We start from the raw sequence: 18,726 nt of genomic DNA on the forward strand, positions 1-18,726 counted from the left end.
AAGTCTAGTTACTAATATTTCTCAGATAATTCTTTAGCTACATTTTCAATTACAGCAATAGCTTCATCAGTTAATTTTCCTGATTTTAAAGTATCAAGAGTATCTCTATGTTTAGTGTTTAGAAAGGATAGAAATTCTTTTTCAAACTCTTTTACTTTTTCTACTGGAACATTTTTTAGTAAATTTTTTGATCCAGCATAAATGATTGCAATTTGATCTTCAACAGTAAACGGGTCATTTTGAGCTTGTTTTAAAATTTCAACATTACGTTTACCTTTTTCAATTACATTCATTGTAGCAGCATCTAAATCTGAACCAAATTTGGCAAAAGCTTCTAATTCACGATATTGAGCTTGATCTAATTTTAAGGTACCAGCTACTTTTTTCATTGATTTAATTTGTGCATTTCCACCTACACGAGATACAGATATACCTACGTTAATTGCTGGTCTAACACCAGAGTTAAACAAATCAGATTCTAAGAATATTTGTCCGTCTGTAATAGAAATTACATTTGTTGGAATATATGCTGATACGTCACCTGCTTGTGTTTCAATAATAGGTAATGCTGTTAATGAACCTCCACCTTTTACTAAATCTTTTATAGATTCAGGAACGTCATTCATTTGTTTAGCAATAGTATCATCACTAATAATCTTAGCAGAGCGTTCTAATAATCTTGAGTGTAGATAAAATACGTCACCAGGGTAAGCTTCACGTCCTGGAGGTCTTCTTAATAATAAAGAAATCTCACGGTAGGCAACAGCTTGTTTCGATAAATCATCATAGACAATTAATGCAGGGCGACCAGTATCTCTAAAATATTCTCCAATTGCTGCACCAGCCATTGGAGCATAAACCTGCATTGGAGCAGGATCAGAAGCATTTGCAGCTACAATAGTAGTATAGGCTAATGCACCACGCTCTTCTAACATATTAGCAATAGCAGCTACATTAGAACCTTTTTGGCCTATGGCAACATAGATACAGTAAACAGGGTTACCCGCATCATAAAATTCTTTTTGATTTAGAATAGTATCTATAGCAACAGTTGATTTACCTGTTTGACGGTCACCAATAATAAGTTCACGTTGTCCTCTACCAACAGGAATCATAGCATCAATAGCTTTTATACCTGTTTGCAACGGTTCGGTAACAGGCTCACGATAAATTACACCTGGAGCTTTACGCTCTAAAGGCATTTCATAAGTTTTTCCAGTAATAGGACCTTTACCATCAATAGGCTCGCCTAAAGTATTAACAACTCTACCTACTATACCTTCACCAACTCTTAGAGAAGAAATTCTTTCAGTACGTTTAACTGTAGCACCTTCTTTAATCTTGGTTGAGTCACCTAATAAAACAACACCAACATTATCTTCTTCAAGGTTAAGTACCATACCTTCCAATCCGCCTTCAAATTCTACTAATTCACCGTATTGTACGTTGGCTAAGCCATAAACACGTGCAATACCATCACCTATTTGTAATACAGTTCCGACTTCGTCTAAGGTAGCTTTACCATCAAAACCTGATAATTGTTGTTTTAAAATTGCTGATACTTCAGCGGGATTAATTGTTGCCATTTAATTAATTTTTAATTAATTATGCTGAATTCATTTCAGCATTTGTTAATTACTTTATCCTCTTTTTATAGTATACTCTTCAATAAAGTTAGAGAGTATATTAAATTTTCTTTACGTAATGATTCGCTTCAAATTCTCTACGTAAATTTTTTATTTTTCCAGAAATACTAGCGTCAAATTGTTTGTCACCAACACGTAAAATAAATCCGCCAATAATTGATGGGTCCACAATTTTTTCTAAATCTACTGTTTTACCTATCATTTCCTTAACTTTAGCCAGTACCTTTTTTTCTAAAGCTTCTGTTAATGGTATAGCAGTTGTAACCTTAGCTACTTGCGTACCTATATGATAGTTGTATATAATGCCATATTGTTTAGCAATATTAGCTAAAAGTGGTAATCTTTTATTTTCTATCAATTGATCTATTAGACCTATTGTAGTGTTATTTAAATTTTTAAATACGGCTAATAAAGCAGATTTTTTAACTTTTGTTTTTATCACTGGGCTACTCAACATTATTTCCAACTCTTTACTTCCAGCAATGGTAGTAGAGATGGACTTCATGTCCTCATTTACCTTATCGGCAGTGTTTAAATCTAAAGATAGACTTAAAACTGCTTTGGCATATCTTAGGGCAGCTCTAGAGTGTTTCATTATTAATTTAAATTTACTTCATTTAACATACTTTCTACTAATTTGTCTTGTTTTTCTCTATTAGAAAGTTGTTCTTTAACTACTTTTTCAGCGATATCAATAGATAATGCTGCTACTTGATTTTTTAAATCGGTAATTGCATTTAATTTTTCGTTTTCAATAGTAGCTTTAGCTTGTTCTACCAATTTATTTGCTTGTTCTTTGGCTTGTTCTTTAGCTTCAGATATTATTTTTTCTTTAATATCGTGAGCTTCTTTTAGCATGGCATCTCTTTCTGCACGAGCTTCTTTTAAAATCTTTTGATTGTCAGATTTTAAATCTTCCATTTCTTGGCGGGCTTTATCAGCTTCCAAAAGTGCATTTTTAATAGAGTCTTCTCTTTCGTTAACGGCACCTAAAATAGGTTTCCATGCAAATTTTGTTAAAATAAAAAGTAAAAACAAAAATGTAATTACGGTCCAAAAGACCAGTCCTAATCCTGGTGTAATTAAATCCATTTCTTATATTTTTTTGTTATTGGGTAAAAATTATTATTACCTTAATTTAAAATTACAACTACCTTTTTTTCTGCTTTAAGGCTTGGTATTAAATTATTATAAAAAATACAGAAGTAACCAACCGTTACTCCTGTATTTCTAAATCATAATTAAACGATCAATGAAGCAACAACACCAAATAGTGCTACGGCTTCAACGAAGGCTGCTAAAATAAGTGCCGAAGTTTGAATTTTTCCTTGGATTTCTGGTTGACGAGCCATAGCATCCATTGCTGACTCTCCAATACGTCCAATTCCTATTCCAGCTCCGATTACTGCCATTCCAGCTCCTAATGCCGCGATTCCTGTAATTGTCATAGTTATAAAATTTAAATTAATTAATGATGATCTTCTTCGGTTGCCATTCCAAAATATAAGGCAGACAACACAGTAAATATATATGCTTGAATTGCAGTTACTACAATTTCTATTATTGATATAAATAAAGAGAATCCTACTGAAACTGGTGCTACAGCAATAGATTCAAAAATAAATATTAAGGACATTAATGATAATATAATAATGTGTCCTGCTGTAATGTTTGCAAACAAACGAATCATTAAAGAGATTGGTTTTACAAACATACCTACAATTTCAATTGGCATTAAAAATATTTTCATTGGCACAGCTACTCCTGGCATCCAAAAAATATGTTTCCAATAATTTTTATTACCACTAAATAAGGTAATTAAAAATGTAAATACAGCTAAGGTTAAAGTGAATGCGATATTTCCACTAACATTTGCTCCATTTATAATTGGGATTAATCCAAATATATTATTAATCCAAATAAAGAAAAATACAGTTAATAAAAACGGCATAAATCTTTTATATTTTTTTTCTCCTATCATGGGTTTTGCAATTTCGTCTCTAACAAAAACAATTAGAGGTTCAGTGAATTTTGCAATTCCTTTAGGTACATAGTTTTCTGATTTTTTATAGCGTCTTGAGGTACTTACAAAAATAAGTAACAATACCACAACAGACACCCACATCATAAAAACGTTTTTGGTAATAGAGAAATTCAAAGGTTGAGTGGCGTTTATTGGATGATGTTCTTCATCAAAGGCAATAGTTGTTTCTCCTTCTTTTAATTGGTATATTTTCTCGTGGTAATTGACAAATTTTTGACCGTCTTTTTCTACAATATGCTTGCCTTCGAAATCGTGATGAAATTCTGAAGACATAAAGGTTGTTAATCCATTATCGGTCCATAAAATAATTGGAAGAGATATTGAAACAGGATGTCCGTTCCAATCCCAAAGATGAAAACCATGAGCATCTTTTACGTGATGCATAATCATTGCCTTAGGGTCGAATTTTTCGCCGCTGCTATCCTCTTCATTCGAAGCGAATGCATCAAAAGAAACAGAACATAATAAAGCTAATAAAAATATTCTTAAAGTGTTGATTTGCATTACGTATTAAATTAAAAAAGGTGTCTCTTCAAATTCGGTGCAAATGTAAGGACATTTAATTAAATGACAAATATTATTTTAATGATTTATTTGCACATTAATCTCTTGGTGAAATTCGTTATCAAAATTTGGGGTTTTTTATAAGTTTTTATGGTTGTTCTTTGAAGTAATTTCTTCATATTCTAATACATAAAATTTGTCAGTGGTTTTTTTTAAGCATGTAAAAGGATACCGAAATATTTTCTTTTAACTCATCTAACAACTTTATGATAAATTTTTTTATTTCTGCTATAATCTCAATAGGATGGCTTCGCTTTTTAGAATCAAAGCCATAGGTTTTATAATTTTAAGAATGATATAGGTGTGGTAGTTGTTATTTAAGGTAATGTTTATAATTCTTTGGGATGGAGAAGTAACAGGTCTAATTTTTATACCTAAATCCTAATCTAAATAAAATTTGATCGTCTTTAGAGGTTGGAGAGTGAAGCTCTAAGAAAATAATTTCAATTTTTTTATTACATGTAGTGTTAATTTTATGAAATGCATCATCACAATTAGTAGCTATATCAATTTAAAATCGATATTGGCATTCTCTAAGATTAATTTGTAATTATTTATAATTAGTTTGTAATCTTCAATAATTAACAGGTTTAAGACTTTCTTGATTTTATATTATTACAACAATTTAGAACAAGAAATTTAGAAGAAAGATTATATCAAATTAATACTACTTTGAGAAAAGAAAATCCTTACTTTTTTAATAAAAAAATAATACAATTATTTTTCTTTCAATAAACTTGTAATACAATAGACTTCAAAAGCTAAAAAACAAAAATAAGGGATAAAAAAGTTGAACACATCTGGTTTTTTGTTTTCAATATCTGAAAGTAGTAGTGGTAATAAAAATAATAATGCAATAATCATTTTTAATAATGTACTCACCAAAAAAATATTAAAAATCTCTGATTTGCCTTGAGAGTGCTTGTAGTTTATAATTGAATATACTATAAATGTTACAAAACAATGGAATGCATAAATTTGCCAAATTGGAAAGAAAAAGGTAACATTAACAAAGTAATGTGCTATGTAACTATGAATTGCAAAAAGTATTAATGCAAAAGATACTAGTGTAATTAAAAAAGAGCTTTGTCTTTTCTTAAAAATTGTATTCATTTAATTGTCATCTTTAGAGGCTGATAGTATTCGTTTAATTACAATATAAATTGAAATTAAAACAAACGCCAAAGATAATACAATTGTATAGATATTGTAATTGTTCGGATAAAGTTCGTCTAATTTTACACCTGCAAAAGTGCCAATTCCGATAATAGCCATCATTTGTATGGCTATACCTGAATATCGAGCATAAGAATTAAGCTGTTTTCTCTGCTTTTCTATTTTGTTGTTGCTCATTTTTGAGTGCTTTAATATTTCCTTTCATATTACATGAAGCATTAAAATTAGCACCAGGTTCAACTGATAATTTGCCTAAAACAACCTCTCCATTGATAGTAGCTGTTGACTTTAATGATAGTAATTCGTCAACATTTAAGTTTCCAGAAAATTTACCTTCAATATCAGCATTACTACAGTCAATAGTACCGTCAACCATACCTTCTTTGCCAATTACAACCCTACCAGAAGTTTTAATATTACCTTCTACTTTACCATCTATTCTAAAATCACCTTCTGATTTTATATCACCTACAAAAGAAGAGTTTTTTCCAATAATATTTCTTTCTAATACTTGTCCTGGGTTTGTTTTTTTTTCAGAAAACATAATTAATCTTTTTAAGTTAATACTTTGTTTAATAGTTTATTACTTGTAGGGGAGCAATAAATTTTTCTTTTCTTATTATTAGCTTATACTTTTTTAATTTACTGAGTCGTTATCAAAATTTTCTAAAATTTCTACAGCACGTTTTCCTTCTTCAGTATTTGGATAACTTAGAGCAACAAAACTTAAGGCTTCTTTAAAGGCTTCTGTACCTTTTGTTTTCATTAAAATATGAGCTTTTAATAACTCAAATTTAGGAACAATAGGTTCGTCTTTAAACTGCTCTATAGCCTTTTCAGTTTTTTGATACGCTCTTGTGTAATGTTGAAAATCATAATCACAATACACATCATTATAAATAGCTTCTGGTGAATTTGCATCCTTTGAAGCTGCTACTTTATCTGGGTTTAGAATAATACTAGTATACCTAGAGTTCGGATAATTAGTAACGACAATATTTTTATATTTATTGCTTTTCTCCTCATCAAAATTAGCATAAATTTTATATAAATGATAATTTATGGGAAGAATTAATTTTTCTGCAGGGTTATAAGTTAATAATTTTTCTAAGCGTTCAGCAGCCAAAGGGTACTCTTTGAATTGATCCTTATAAAGGACACCTAATTTATAATAAGCATCATTACGAACAGTATTAATACTATCTAGTTCACTTTTTTTAGTGGGAATTCTACTTATATAGTAATCTAAATCATATTTTTTTGTTGTATCAAAATTATCTTCCGCAATAGCAATATCCGTTTGTTTGTTTTCTCTAATAGTTGATTTTTTTGCAGAAATACGCCAGTTGTCTTCTAAAGCTCTATTGCCCCAAGTTCTTTTAAATTCTTGTTGTCCAAATCCAGCTACATTATTATTGTAAAAGTAAAATTTACCACCTTTTGAACTGCTTTTTGAAGTGTCATCAGATAAGTTTCCAAACCCGGTAGTATTTGTTAAAGAATTTTCTAGTCTAATTTTTGCTAACTCATCAATTTTTTTGAGACTATCTATATGTTGTTGGAAATAAGCTTCTTGTTCTGTTTTTGATAATGATGCAATTTTTAAAATACTATCATTGGTATTTGCTATATGTTCATAAGCAATAACTTCATCTAAACTTTCACGTTTTCTGACAAGGCGTCTAATTCGTTTTTCGTTTTTATTTTTTGTAATCGCTATAATACTGTCGTAATAAGCTCCAGCCAATTCAAATTTAGCTTTATCAAAATAAATGTTACCTATGGCTTCATAAGTTAATTCTTTTTGATATTCCTTAGCATTTTGTACTCTTAAAGATTTTTCAAAATCATTTAAAGCAATTTTTACACTATCATTCAGGTATTCTATACGTCCTTTATGATAATATAATTCATCTAAAAAGGGTCTATTGTCTCTGTCTTTAATTGTTTTTTTTAACCGAGCTAATAGTAATGGTGTAGAATCTTTTTTAGTATAATTTTTAGCTCTATCTATTTGGGCATGAATTTTATATCGTAAAGGTGCTTTTTTAAAATTTATTAGTCTTTCGAAATATAAATTTGAAGAATCAATTTTTTGCTCATTTCTATAAAGTTGTCCTAAAATAAATAGGTTTCTAGCTTTTTGTTTAGGGTCAATTGAAAAGAGTACAGCACTGTCTAAATGTTTTAATACTAATTGAGAGCTGTCAAGAGCTTTATACGCCATTGCCATAGCTGTATGCCCATCTTCAACAAGTTCTAAAGGTAAGTTTAAGTTTTTTAATAAATATTGTAACGTTTCAATAGCAAGTTCTTCGTTTTGTAAGCGAACTAAAGTTTTTGCTTGCCAAACACGGGTTTCGTCTCTTAATTCATGTTCGGTGTAGTTTCCTAGTATAAAATTAAAGGCTTCAAGAGCAGGAACAAAACGTTGAGAATAATATCTAGACTTTCCTAGCAGTAAGTAAGCATCATCAATTTGACGGTTGCGTTCTTTTCCGTTGATATCCATACCGTGTTTTTGAATGGCTTTTACAGCTTTTTCTTCAGCACGATCAAAACCTGTAGCTGTACTAGTGCCCTCATCATTTTTTTCGGAAGGAGGAGCGGAAGGGTTTAATAAAATTTGTTTATCGTCTTCCTCAATTTTTAGTGGTTCAATAGGTAAAAGTTCCCAGAAATTATCTTTATAATTATCGTCTAATTGAAGTTTAGCTTGGTCAAAAGCAACCTGACCATTGTATAGCACATTATACTTGGTAGCGAGTGCGTGCATATTTCTACTTATTATTGTATTTTTTTTAGTAGAGCAACTAAAAAATAATACAAAAAACGCACTTAAGAAAAGCCAGAGGAAAAACTTTTTAATCAAAATTCGAATTTGTCTAGTAGTGTAACTAAAAAATAAATGAATTATTGTGTACTATATTAGAAAAGTTCAAATATACTAGAAATTATAGAATTGGTTGATATTCTGGATAGTTTTTAACCATGTATTCTGTCATTTTGTTTGGAATAATTTTGATGGCAATATACAGTACAATTGAATAGCTGATTACAAAAATTGAGAGGGTCCAAAGTAACCAATAATTATTTGGAAGTGAATAGCTAATGGTTTGATAAATCTGAAAAGGAATCGTAACAAAGAAGCCCAAACCCCCAAATGTAGCCATAATATTTTCAGACAACCATTTTTTATTTGTAGCCTTTTGTTTTTTTCTAATCTTTTTAAATGTTTTATAGATAAATAAAAATTGAATTAAAACTAATACTGTTAAAGAAGCACTAATCAATATGTTTTTATTTTCTAAAAAATTAAGAATAGAGAAGTAAGAAACTATTAAAAAAGCTGTTAAGAGTATTTTAGGGAGACTAAAAAATAACTTAAATTCTTTTAATATTAACAACCAATATTTTTTGTTAAGTGCTTTTTGACGTTTTTCAACCACACTAGAAAAGCCTATTATTCCAAATTTTTTAAAAGAGTTGTCTCTTGCGTCTTCAAAAGATAATTTTGGATTTTCGCTCCATATTTGTTCAATATCATTGGCGAGATGATCTACCAATTCGGTTTGCAGGTCGTACCATTCTACATAATGTTTTTCTGTAAATGTGTAGAGTTGGTCGATATGTGTTTTAGTTATTTTCATTGAGCAATATCATGTTTTTTGATTGTTGCCTCAAATTTTGGCGGAATAACCCAAAGTGTTATATAAAATAGCAAAGAAATTAGTACTATTCCGAAAGTCGATAATAACTGAATTGTTATGGACCAATTTATGGTGATATTTCTGAGTAAATAGTTATAAAATGGATAGGGTTGTACTAATACTGTAAAAAGTAATACAGAGTTAGACTTGATTACAATGTCTTCAAACAACCATCGTTTTCCTGTTTTTCTTTTACGTACTTTAAGTTTTATTGTTAAATACAATGCATAAATAAAGGCTATTGAGTAAATGACAGTTATGCTATACACTAGAAAAGAATACTTGTCAGCAACCATGTCAAAACCTAAATAAATAATTGCTGTAAAAAATAATGTTATCATTATTTTTGGGAATGAAAAAAACGCTACAAAATGGTGTCTAAACCTTTTCCAATTTTCCTTTTTCATAGTTTTTTCGCGTTGACTTACAAATTTTGAAAATCCTTTGAGTCCAAATTTTATGGTAGCTTTATATCTAGCTTGCTCAAAAGTGAGGTTAGGTTCCTTTTTCCAAATTTGTTCAATGTCGTTTGCAAGATGGTCTACCAGTTCTGTTTGTAAATCGTAGTATTCGACTTTGTGTTGTTCAACGAAATCGTAGAGAGATTGTATGTGTTGTTTTGTTAGTTGCATATTAAGCCAATTTCGGGTTAATAATCGTTTGCATTGTTTTGAGGAAAGTCTCCAGTTCTGCCATACGGTTAACCGTTTCTTTGGTGCCTTGCTCTGTAAGTTTGTAGTATTTACGCATTCGGTTGCCAATGTTTACAATTTCAACATCTAATAAGCCTTCCGCTTCTAGTTTGTGTAATGTAGGGTAGAGGGCACCTTCGGTGATTTTTAATTCCCCTTTAGTGAGTTCTTTTACCTTTTGGGTAATTTCATAACCATACATTTTATCTTGCTTTTCTAGTAATTGAAGTATGATGGTTTGTAAAGTACCTTTGTATAATTTTTGATTTCCCATAAAACAAATATACATAATTTACTTATACATAAGAAAATTATGTATAAAAATTTCTCTTTGAAATAATGAGTTATTAATGGTGATTTTTTAGTTATCAGTATGAACACCCCTATTGAGCTACGCTCGGTATCTTCAATGAAAATACATTTTCATTTCGATAATCCTCAAAGGGGACAATCCATTCTAATGAAATAAATTAAATAACAAAGAAACCCTCTTTTCTTTCTGAAAGGGCTGGGGATAGGATTTTATAGTGAAAAATGTCCTTCTAATTCTTTTAATGTGGCTTCTGAAGTTTCAATATCTTTAATCAGTTCTCCTTTTTCCAACACTACAATACGTTCACAGACTTCGGTTACATGGCCAAGGTCATGACTAGAAATTAAAATTGTAGCTTTGTTTTCTTCTGTTAATGATTTAAGCAATTTTTTAAGGCGAATTTGTGTCGTTGGGTCTAAATTAGCAAAAGGTTCATCTAAAATGATAACTTCTGGGTTTCCAATTAATGCAGCTACAATACCAGCTTTTTTCTGATTCCCTTTAGATAAATCGCGTAAATATTTGCGTTTGCCTATAATTTCACCATTAAATAATTCTTCAAAAGGTTCTAAAAAAGTATCTACATCAGCTTTGTTCATGCCGCGTAACTCACCAATAAAATAGAAATATTCTTCAGGGGTTAAGTAGCCAATTAAAAAACTTTCATCAATAAATGCAGCGGTAAAAGGTTTCCAGTCCTCACTTTTATCGACTTGAATTTTATTATTGGTAATTGATCCTGTTGTTGGTTGTATCAAGTCTAACAGCAAATTAAAAAAAGTAGTTTTTCCAGCTCCGTTATTTCCTACCAATCCAAAAGATTGACCTTTTGGAATTTCTAAGTTTTCTAATTGTAATACAGTTGTTTGTCCGTATTTTTTAGAAATATTTGTTGCTTTTATCATCTTTTTAAATTTTATAGACTTAAATATTTAGGTTTGGTATTTCTACTAATAAATAATAAATAGGTTTTAATTATCTTGATTAAAAGCTTCAATCATTTTATACTTGCTATCTATATATTTTTTAGTAATGGCTATCATTATTTTTTGATGAAAAACAATACCAATGATTCCTAAAATTATTAAGGTTGCAAGTCCTGCTTCAAAATTGATAAACTTATAGGGAATGTAAAACAAAACCATTGGGATTATTAGAAGAGGAAAACCAATTATCCATTGTACGGCCCCAGTTCCTTGATAGTTAAAGGCTGCCCGTTGATTTAAGTCAATTTTTTTACGGTTAAAAGACCCTCCATATAAAAGTACATGAGAGTTTACACCAATATTATAAATCATAGCAGCAAAATGCACTACTAATACCTTCCAGCCAAAATAGACATAGGGAATACTTAAAATAAACATTAAAATGGCACTCATCATCATCAATTTATGTTTTGAACTGAGGTATTCTTTATATTTAATGTTTTGGCTCATTAATAATTTATAGTAGCCACTATCCCAAGCTGGAATAAATTGGCCAAAATTGATCATAAAAATACCTGTTACAAAAATTCCTACAAACACATAAAATGCTACCATATTTTGATAAGTAGGATTCGGATAAAAAAACAGTCCATAAAACAAACCAATAGCTACAATAAATACTGAAGAACGCGGTCTTTTATTACGCCAAAGTAATTTTAAATCGAGTTGTAAAAAGGGTGCAACTGAGCCAAATCTTCGTGTCCAAGCCATATCTGTTGTTGTGGCAATTTCTGTTTTGGCTTTAAGTGATTGGTCTATGTATAATTTCTGTTTTAAGATATAATAATTTGCATAATAGAGAGTAATTAAAATGGCAATAGGAATAATTAAAAATATTGAATCTGTTGTAATGGCATTTATGGTATTGCCTATAATATCTGTAAATGAAATAATATTAAAATAGTTGAGTCCAAATAAGATTCCTGAAAAAGCTAAAATGGGTAAAAAAGACAATTCCGTTTCGGCAGATTTACTTTCTATAATAAAATTTAAAAAGTTGGTAATTAATGTAAGGATAACTATTAGAAACATCCAAGTAAATACTACAGATGTCATATAGCCATTTAAAAGTAAAATTATACCAAAAGGTATGATTGTAAATAACGGTAAAAAGTTAAAAAAAGATAAAGCAGATCTCCCTAATATATAATGTAAAATACTGTTTCTTTTTATAGGTAAGGTGAGTAATGGCTTTATATTCATTACAGGTAATTTCTGAAAGAAAAAACGCATTAATAAATCGCCCAATAGCCAGTAAAAAAGATAGTTATTTACAATAAGTAATGGGTCTTGATTGGGAAATTGTTCTTTTAATAAAGGATATAGCCCAAAACCTAATCCTAAAAAAATTAACATAAAATATATGGCAAAAAATACCATTAAGATATTTATAACTACGTTTTTTTGCCAGTATGAAGACCGGAAAAATTGTTTCCACTGCAAGTTAAAAAATCTTAATATCATGTTGATGGTTTAGAAATGTTAGTTGTTTTAACGAAAGTTTTGTTACAAAAATAATTGTTTAAAGGTTAATAATTTAGTTGTAAAGCATGAGCATTACAAATATATTGCTTTTTGTTAGTTTTATTTTTAAATACTAAAAATAGGTCTGCAACTTCATTTGTTGGAACTATTTTTATGTTGTAGTTTTTTATTTTACTGTCTTTTTTATTGAAATAATTTAAATTGGTTTTTCCAATTAATTTACCTGTTTTTGAACCTATTCTAAGTTCAATAGTACCGTTGTAATTGTAGTTTTGAGCAAAATAGGCTGAAAAATCAATGCTTTTTAATCCATTAAAGTCTATTTTATTAAATTTAAGAAAAGTATTGTCTTTAATACCTCCTAAAACTTGACTGTCTTTTGCTTTCCAATTGTTTAGTCCTTCGCTTTTCTCATTGGCTTTTTGTGTTTCAATATAGGGTGATTTAAAAACGAGTTGTTTTCTAGCAATAAGTTCTGCATTTTCTAACCCTTTTTTTCCTTTGTCTTTATAAGTAACTGTTAAAATATAGACTCCGTTTTTATCTTTATTATTATGCTCATTAAAAGTTAAAGTTCCATCTAATGGTAATAATTTAGTTGTATTACTTTCTAGTTTTAGAGATAAAATATAATCAACAATTTTATTCGCATCACTAGTGCTTAATGTTGGGTGAGCCACCATCATTGTTTCTCCCCAAACACCAGATCCTCCATTTAAAATTTTATCTATTAAATATCCTATATCTTTTTTGCTATATTTATTCGCAATTTCTTTATAACTAGGACCATTCACTTTTGTATCAATAGCATGACAAGCTTTACAGTCTCCATTTTCAATGATAGTTTTACCTTCAGGATCTATTATCTGTTGATGCCCTATAGTGGCTTTAACTATATCTTTACCTTGTGGAATGTAGTTTAATGACACTTTAACATTTTTGTGGTCTATAGTATTGTTTAGTGTGCTGCCATCTTGTTTATCGGTTACTGAAATGCTATAATTTACAGATCTTCCTTTCCAGTAATAAGGGTTGGAGTTGTTTGTGGTAATCTCTATTTCAGGAATATCATTTCCTACTAATATTTTGCTTATAGCGGTAGAGCTTTCGCCGAATTGGTCTGTTACTTTAAGCTCTACATTGTAAGTTCCAATTTTGTCAAATGTAAACGTTGGATTTTTTTCAGTAGATTGTACTTTGTTGTTATAAGACCACTCATAAGTTAGTTCGTCATTATCATAATCTTCTGATTTATCACCTCTAAATTTAACAGTTAGAGGTTCTCCGCCAATGGTATGGTCATTCTCTATAGTTGCAATAGGTTTTCTGTTTCCTTCAATATATTCAATTCTACTTAAACGAGCGTCCATATTTCTTTTGTTCCAAGCTTGGCCGTACTCTAAGGTGTACAAATTTCCATCTGAACCAAAAATCATATCCATAGGATGAGAAAATTCAGTACTGGGCATAAAGGCATCTGCTTTAACGTAATTGTACTCATCATCTAGTGTAACTATATAAATCCAATCACGCATCCATTCATATACAAATAATTTATTTTCAAAATATTCAGGAAAAGTTGATTTCGCATTAGGAAAATCATCTTTATGAAAAACTGGGCCAGACATAGGGTTTACACCACCAATTCCTAGCCAAGGAAATTCTTCAGAAGCATCATAAGAATACCAAATTTGAGATTCTTTTATTGGAGGCAGTTTTTGGATGCCTGTGTTGTGTGGAGAATTATTTATAATATCGTTTGGGTCAAATTTAGGACCCGACGTATTTGTTGCAAAGTCAAAATCGTTATATGCTTGGTTGTTTCCTCTTGTGTAAGGCCAACCATAAAAACCAGCTTCTCTAGCTTGGTCAAATTCACCCATTCCTTTTGGACCACGATTGGGATTGTCTTTTCCAGCATCAGGTCCAACATCACCCCAATATAGAAATCCCGTTTTACTATCAATAGACAAACGAAAAGGATTTCTGTTGCCCATAATATAAATTTCAGGACGAGTTTTAGGAGTGCCTTTAGAAAATAAATTGCCTTCTGGTATTGAATATGTGCCGTCAGGTTCAGGTTTAATTCTTAGAATTTTTCCACGTAAGTCATTGGAGTTAGCAGCTGATTTTTGTGCATCCCAAAGAGCTCTACCTTCACGTTCGTCAATAGGAGCATAGCCATTAGATTCAAATGGGTTGGTATTGTCTCCAATACCAATAAATAAGTTTCCGTCTGGTCCAAATTCTAATACTCCACCACTATGGCAACATTCTCTTATAACAGGAATTTCTAGTAATATTTTTTCTGAGTTTAGGTGTAATTCATTATTTACTAAATCAAAACGAGATACATGCTGTAAGGGTTCGTCACCTGGTTTTGAGTAGAATAAATATATCCAATTATTTTGTTCGAAGTTTGGGTCAACGGCTAACCCTAACAAACCATCTTCGTTACCATAAAAGACGTCTATTTTGGCAATTTCTTTAGTTTTATTCTCTTTAAAATCGAAAAATTTTATGTTTCCTCTACGTTCAATAAATAGGATGCCTTTTCCAGGAACTTCATCCAATTCCATAGGTTCGTCTAAATTAAAATCTAATACCGTTTTTACAAATCTATTTTCATTAGGTATTTTTTCAGTAGTTGCCTTTCCGTAATCTAATATATTGTCTCCAATAGCATACTGTATACCTCCTGATAAATGAGAAAGAAATAGAGAATCTTGATAAGTTTCATTGGTGTGTCCTATTCCAGTATAGAAAGCTCTACCGCCATCATAATTATGGTACCAGCTCATAGGATGATTGTTAGCATTAGTACCTCCTGAGTATGAGTTTTCGTCTATTTTAAGTAGTACATTAATATTCGGATTAATATCCTTAAAGTTGTACCATTCGTCAGTTTTTACCCAAGTACTTTTTAAGTGTTGAGTAGAAATATGAGTAATGTCTGTTACGTTTAAGGTAGCTTCTTGAATTTTTGGGTGATTTACAAAATAGGCACCTACTAAATTTCCATACCACGGCCAGTCGTATTCCGTGTCGGAAGCGGCATGAATGCCTACAAATCCTCCTCCAGCTTGAATGTATCTTTCGAAATTAGATTGCTGACTTTGATTTAATACGTCTCCCGTAGTATTTAAAAAAATTACTGCAGAATAGTTTTTTAGTTTTTCTTCGGTAAACCAATTGGAATTATCAGTAGTGTCTACTAAAAAGCCATGTTCAGCTCCTATTTTAATAATGGCTTTTATACCAGAAGGGATTGAGCCGTGTTTAAAACCAGCTGTTTTAGTAAATACAAGAACTTTTTTGTCTTTAGATTTTGGGGTACACGAAAAAGCCAAAATTAAAGTAATAATGGCTATTAGTTTTAGGGTTGATTTCATTTGTGGATTGATGGTTAATACACAAATGTACCAAATTCACTTTTAATAGTTAGTTTTTTAGTTAAAGAGGATTCAACTTTTCCAATAATTTGAGCATCAACACTATAGGATCTTGAAATTTTTATAAGGTCTGCTGCAATTTCTTCAGGTACATATAATTCCATTCTATGTCCACAATTAAATACTTGATACATTTCTTTCCAGTCTGTATTTGATTGTTTTTGAATTAGTTGAAAAAGAGGAGGGACATCAAATAAATTATCTTTAATTATGTGTAAATTATCTATAAAATGTAGAATTTTTGTTTGAGCTCCACCACTACAATGTACCATTCCATGTATTTGAGAACGATAATTTTTTAAAATCTCTTTAATAATCGGAGCGTAGGTTCTGGTAGGTGAAAGTACCAATTTACCCGCATTTATAGGAGAATTTTCTACAGTATCTGTAAGTTTTACATTTCCAGAATATACTAAATCTTCAGGTACAGCGTGGTCGTAACTTTCAGGATATTTTTGGGCTAAATATTTACTAAATACATCGTGGCGGGCAGAAGTGAGGCCGTTACTTCCCATGCCACCATTATATTCAGATTCGTAAGTGGCTTGTCCAAAAGAAGACAATCCAACAATAACATCACCTGCTTTTATATTAGCATTGTCAATGACATCACTACGTTTCATTCTGGCAGTAACTGTTGAATCTACAATAATTGTTCTCACCAAATCGCCAACATCTGCTGTTTCTCCACCTGTTGATTTTATTGTAACACCATGTTTGCCTAAATCAGTAATAAGTTCTTCAGAACCATTGATAATGGCAGAAATAACTTCGCCAGGAATTAAATTTTTATTTCGTCCAATGGTTGAAGATAGCATGATATTGTCAGTTGCTCCTACACATAATAAATCGTCAATATTCATTATTAGAGCATCTTGGGCAATACCTTTCCAAACTGAAATATCGCCAGTTTCTTTCCAATACATATAGGCCAAAGACGATTTTGTTCCTGCACCATCGGCATGCATAATTAAGCAATAATCATCATCATTAGTTAAATAATCAGGCACAATTTTACAAAAAGCTTTAGGGAAAAGACCTTTGTCAATATTGCTAATGGCTTTGTGCACATCTTCTTTTGATGCTGAAACTCCTCTAAGGTTATATCGTTGATCTTTAGTCATGTTATTGGTTATGTATTCGTTTTAACCTGTAATATAGATAGGTTAAGTTACTATTTACAGAGATATAATTTTCTCTTTTTATAATCTATAATTGCATTACCTTCATCTAAAACATCAGCACCAATTATTCCATTTACGGGTTTGGCATCTTGTTTTGTTAGGGCATTATTGATGTGTGATAAATCAATGAGCACTAAAGGGACTTTTTTAATTTTAAAGTCGCCTATTTTAATGTTATTTTTTTTAGAAATTTGAGTGTCAATTTCTTCCGGACCTGCACCGGCTGCTTTATGTTCTGATACTTCCGTTTTTAATTTAAATTTTTCAATTTCATCAAAACCAACACATGAGTTTGAAGCTCCAGTATCTAAAATAAATCGTCCTTTTTTACCATTTATTTTAGCTTTTATTTCAAAATGATTAGTGGCAATTTTTTTTAATTTAACACTAATATAATTTTTATTAATTAAAAAATCTTTTAAGCTCATGCTCATGTTTAAATAACAGATTTAAATTGTTCTAAAAATCGAATATCATTTTCGAACAACATTCTAATATCTGGAATTTGATACAATAACATTGCAATACGCTCTATTCCCATACCGAATGCAAATCCACTATATTTTTCAGGATCAATTTTTGTGTTACGTAAAACATTTGGGTCAACCATACCACATCCCATAATCTCTAACCAGCCAGTACCTTTTGTAATTTTATAATCGGTTTCTGTTTTTAAACCCCAATATATATCAACTTCGGCACTAGGTTCTGTAAACGGAAAATAAGAAGGTCTTAACCTAATTTTAGATTTTCCAAACATCTCTTTTGTAAAATAGATTAAGGTTTGTTTTAAGTCAGCAAAAGAAACATCAGTGTCAATGTATAAACCTTCTACTTGGTGAAAAATACAATGAGAACGAGCTGAGATGTCTTCATTTCTAAAAACACGTCCAGGAGAAATAGTTCTAATTGGAGGTTTATTATTTTCCATAAACCGTATCTGTACTGAAGAAGTATGTGTTCTTAGTAATAAATCTTTTTCTACATTTTTATGTTTTTCAACAAAAAAAGTGTCTTGCATATCTCTTGCAGGATGATATTCAGGTAAATTTAATGCGGTAAAGTTATGCCAATCATCCTCAATTTCTGGACCTTCAGAAATGGTAAATCCAATACGAGAAAAAACATCAACAATTTGATTTTTTACAATAGAAATTGGATGTCTTGCCCCCAATTCAATAGGTTCGGATGGTCTAGTTAAATCGCCATAAATGGATTTTTGTTCATCAGAGTTTTCTAATGATGCAGTTAGCGTTTTAACTTTTTCTTCAGCCGATATTTTTAAGGTATTTAAGGCTTGACCAAATTCTTTTTTTAGTTTTGGATCTATGTTTTTAAATTCAGCAAATAAGCCTTTTAAAAGCCCTTTGCTTCCTAAATACTTAATTCTAAATGCTTCAATTTCTTCTTTGGAAGTTTTATTAAAAGCCTTTACTTCGTTAATCAGTTCTTTTACTTTATCTAACATGGATTG

At 30.5% G+C, this 18,726-nt stretch carries 17 protein-coding genes; all 17 read right to left on the reverse strand.

Going from position 1 to position 18,726, the window contains the following annotated elements; all coding sequences use genetic code 11:
- Positions 1-11: 11 nt before the first annotated feature.
- On the reverse strand, positions 12-1,586 hold the full coding sequence (gene atpA, locus EGM88_RS12930; RefSeq protein WP_123898849.1) for a F0F1 ATP synthase subunit alpha: 1,575 nt from the start codon (positions 1,584-1,586) through the stop codon (positions 12-14).
- Positions 1,587-1,686: 100 nt separating this feature from the next.
- A complete protein-coding gene (atpH, locus tag EGM88_RS12935) occupies positions 1,687-2,241 on the reverse strand; it encodes an ATP synthase F1 subunit delta (protein ID WP_123898850.1) in 555 nt (184 codons plus the stop codon).
- A 2-nt stretch (positions 2,242-2,243) separates the two neighbouring features.
- Positions 2,244-2,738, reverse strand: a complete 495-nt coding sequence (locus tag EGM88_RS12940) for a F0F1 ATP synthase subunit B (protein WP_123898851.1) — start codon at positions 2,736-2,738, stop codon at positions 2,244-2,246.
- A 149-nt stretch (positions 2,739-2,887) separates the two neighbouring features.
- Positions 2,888-3,094 (reverse strand): ATP synthase F0 subunit C, encoded by a 207-nt coding sequence (gene atpE, locus EGM88_RS12945; RefSeq protein ID WP_123898852.1) that lies wholly within the window; start codon positions 3,092-3,094, stop codon positions 2,888-2,890.
- 20 nt (positions 3,095-3,114) lie between these two features.
- Positions 3,115-4,194, reverse strand: a complete 1,080-nt coding sequence (gene atpB / locus EGM88_RS12950) for a F0F1 ATP synthase subunit A (RefSeq protein ID WP_123898853.1) — start codon at positions 4,192-4,194, stop codon at positions 3,115-3,117.
- Positions 4,195-5,367: 1,173 nt separating this feature from the next.
- Positions 5,368-5,607 carry an AtpZ/AtpI family protein gene (locus EGM88_RS12960; RefSeq protein WP_123898855.1) on the reverse strand — a complete coding sequence of 80 codons (240 nt, stop codon included), beginning with the start codon at positions 5,605-5,607 and terminating at the stop codon, positions 5,368-5,370.
- Positions 5,567-5,974: a bactofilin family protein gene (locus tag EGM88_RS12965; protein WP_123898856.1), complete on the reverse strand. Its 408-nt coding sequence runs from the start codon at positions 5,972-5,974 to the stop codon at positions 5,567-5,569. The genes EGM88_RS12960 and EGM88_RS12965 overlap by 41 nt, the downstream gene beginning before the upstream one ends.
- A 93-nt stretch (positions 5,975-6,067) precedes the next feature.
- The gene (porW, locus tag EGM88_RS12970; RefSeq protein ID WP_449374877.1) at positions 6,068-8,302 is read right to left on the reverse strand and encodes a type IX secretion system periplasmic lipoprotein PorW/SprE; all 2,235 of its coding nucleotides are present in this window, start codon (positions 8,300-8,302) and stop codon (positions 6,068-6,070) included.
- A gap of 82 nt (positions 8,303-8,384) precedes the next feature.
- Positions 8,385-9,080: a hypothetical protein gene (locus tag EGM88_RS12975; protein ID WP_123898858.1), complete on the reverse strand. Its 696-nt coding sequence runs from the start codon at positions 9,078-9,080 to the stop codon at positions 8,385-8,387.
- On the reverse strand, positions 9,077-9,772 hold the full coding sequence (locus EGM88_RS12980; RefSeq protein WP_123898859.1) for a hypothetical protein: 696 nt from the start codon (positions 9,770-9,772) through the stop codon (positions 9,077-9,079). Before EGM88_RS12980 ends, EGM88_RS12975 begins: the two co-directional genes overlap by 4 nt.
- A 1-nt stretch (position 9,773) precedes the next feature.
- Positions 9,774-10,106 (reverse strand): PadR family transcriptional regulator, encoded by a 333-nt coding sequence (locus EGM88_RS12985; RefSeq protein WP_123898860.1) that lies wholly within the window; start codon positions 10,104-10,106, stop codon positions 9,774-9,776.
- 248 nt (positions 10,107-10,354) lie between these two features.
- Positions 10,355-11,050 carry an ABC transporter ATP-binding protein gene (locus tag EGM88_RS12990; protein ID WP_123898861.1) on the reverse strand — a complete coding sequence of 232 codons (696 nt, stop codon included), beginning with the start codon at positions 11,048-11,050 and terminating at the stop codon, positions 10,355-10,357.
- Positions 11,051-11,116: 66 nt separating this feature from the next.
- The gene (locus EGM88_RS12995) at positions 11,117-12,595 is read right to left on the reverse strand and encodes a DUF5687 family protein (protein WP_123898862.1); all 1,479 of its coding nucleotides are present in this window, start codon (positions 12,593-12,595) and stop codon (positions 11,117-11,119) included.
- A 65-nt stretch (positions 12,596-12,660) separates the two neighbouring features.
- A complete protein-coding gene (locus tag EGM88_RS13000) occupies positions 12,661-16,008 on the reverse strand; it encodes a ThuA domain-containing protein (protein WP_123898863.1) in 3,348 nt (1,115 codons plus the stop codon).
- A 14-nt stretch (positions 16,009-16,022) separates the two neighbouring features.
- The gene (locus EGM88_RS13005; protein ID WP_123898864.1) at positions 16,023-17,192 is read right to left on the reverse strand and encodes an AIR synthase related protein; all 1,170 of its coding nucleotides are present in this window, start codon (positions 17,190-17,192) and stop codon (positions 16,023-16,025) included.
- 50 nt (positions 17,193-17,242) lie between these two features.
- Positions 17,243-17,680, reverse strand: coding sequence for a retropepsin-like aspartic protease (locus tag EGM88_RS13010; RefSeq protein WP_394336879.1), 438 nt, complete (start codon positions 17,678-17,680; stop codon positions 17,243-17,245).
- Between the two features lie 8 nt (positions 17,681-17,688).
- On the reverse strand, positions 17,689-18,720 hold the full coding sequence (gene pheS / locus EGM88_RS13015; protein WP_123898866.1) for a phenylalanine--tRNA ligase subunit alpha: 1,032 nt from the start codon (positions 18,718-18,720) through the stop codon (positions 17,689-17,691).
- Positions 18,721-18,726 lie beyond the last annotated feature (6 nt).

The sequence above is a fragment of the Aureibaculum marinum genome (assembly GCF_003813905.1).
GTDB classification, from domain to species: Bacteria; Bacteroidota; Bacteroidia; order Flavobacteriales; family Flavobacteriaceae; genus Aureibaculum; species Aureibaculum marinum.

Coding starts and splice junctions, on each gene's coding strand:
- atpE (WP_123898852.1), bottom strand. CDS start 3,094: ATGACAATTACAGGAATCGCGGCATTAGGAGCTGGAATGGCAGTAATC.
- atpB (WP_123898853.1), bottom strand. CDS start 4,194: ATGCAAATCAACACTTTAAGAATATTTTTATTAGCTTTATTATGTTCT.
- EGM88_RS12990 (WP_123898861.1), bottom strand. CDS start 11,050: ATGATAAAAGCAACAAATATTTCTAAAAAATACGGACAAACAACTGTA.
- EGM88_RS12975 (WP_123898858.1), bottom strand. CDS start 9,080: ATGAAAATAACTAAAACACATATCGACCAACTCTACACATTTACAGAA.
- EGM88_RS12960 (WP_123898855.1), bottom strand. CDS start 5,607: ATGAGCAACAACAAAATAGAAAAGCAGAGAAAACAGCTTAATTCTTAT.
- EGM88_RS13010 (WP_394336879.1), bottom strand. CDS start 17,680: ATGAGCTTAAAAGATTTTTTAATTAATAAAAATTATATTAGTGTTAAA.
- EGM88_RS12995 (WP_123898862.1), bottom strand. CDS start 12,595: ATGATATTAAGATTTTTTAACTTGCAGTGGAAACAATTTTTCCGGTCT.
- atpH (WP_123898850.1), bottom strand. CDS start 2,241: ATGAAACACTCTAGAGCTGCCCTAAGATATGCCAAAGCAGTTTTAAGT.
- EGM88_RS13000 (WP_123898863.1), bottom strand. CDS start 16,008: ATGAAATCAACCCTAAAACTAATAGCCATTATTACTTTAATTTTGGCT.
- EGM88_RS12985 (WP_123898860.1), bottom strand. CDS start 10,106: ATGGGAAATCAAAAATTATACAAAGGTACTTTACAAACCATCATACTT.
- EGM88_RS12980 (WP_123898859.1), bottom strand. CDS start 9,772: ATGCAACTAACAAAACAACACATACAATCTCTCTACGATTTCGTTGAA.
- EGM88_RS13005 (WP_123898864.1), bottom strand. CDS start 17,192: ATGACTAAAGATCAACGATATAACCTTAGAGGAGTTTCAGCATCAAAA.
- EGM88_RS12940 (WP_123898851.1), bottom strand. CDS start 2,738: ATGGATTTAATTACACCAGGATTAGGACTGGTCTTTTGGACCGTAATT.
- atpA (WP_123898849.1), bottom strand. CDS start 1,586: ATGGCAACAATTAATCCCGCTGAAGTATCAGCAATTTTAAAACAACAA.
- EGM88_RS12965 (WP_123898856.1), bottom strand. CDS start 5,974: ATGTTTTCTGAAAAAAAAACAAACCCAGGACAAGTATTAGAAAGAAAT.
- pheS (WP_123898866.1), bottom strand. CDS start 18,720: ATGTTAGATAAAGTAAAAGAACTGATTAACGAAGTAAAGGCTTTTAAT.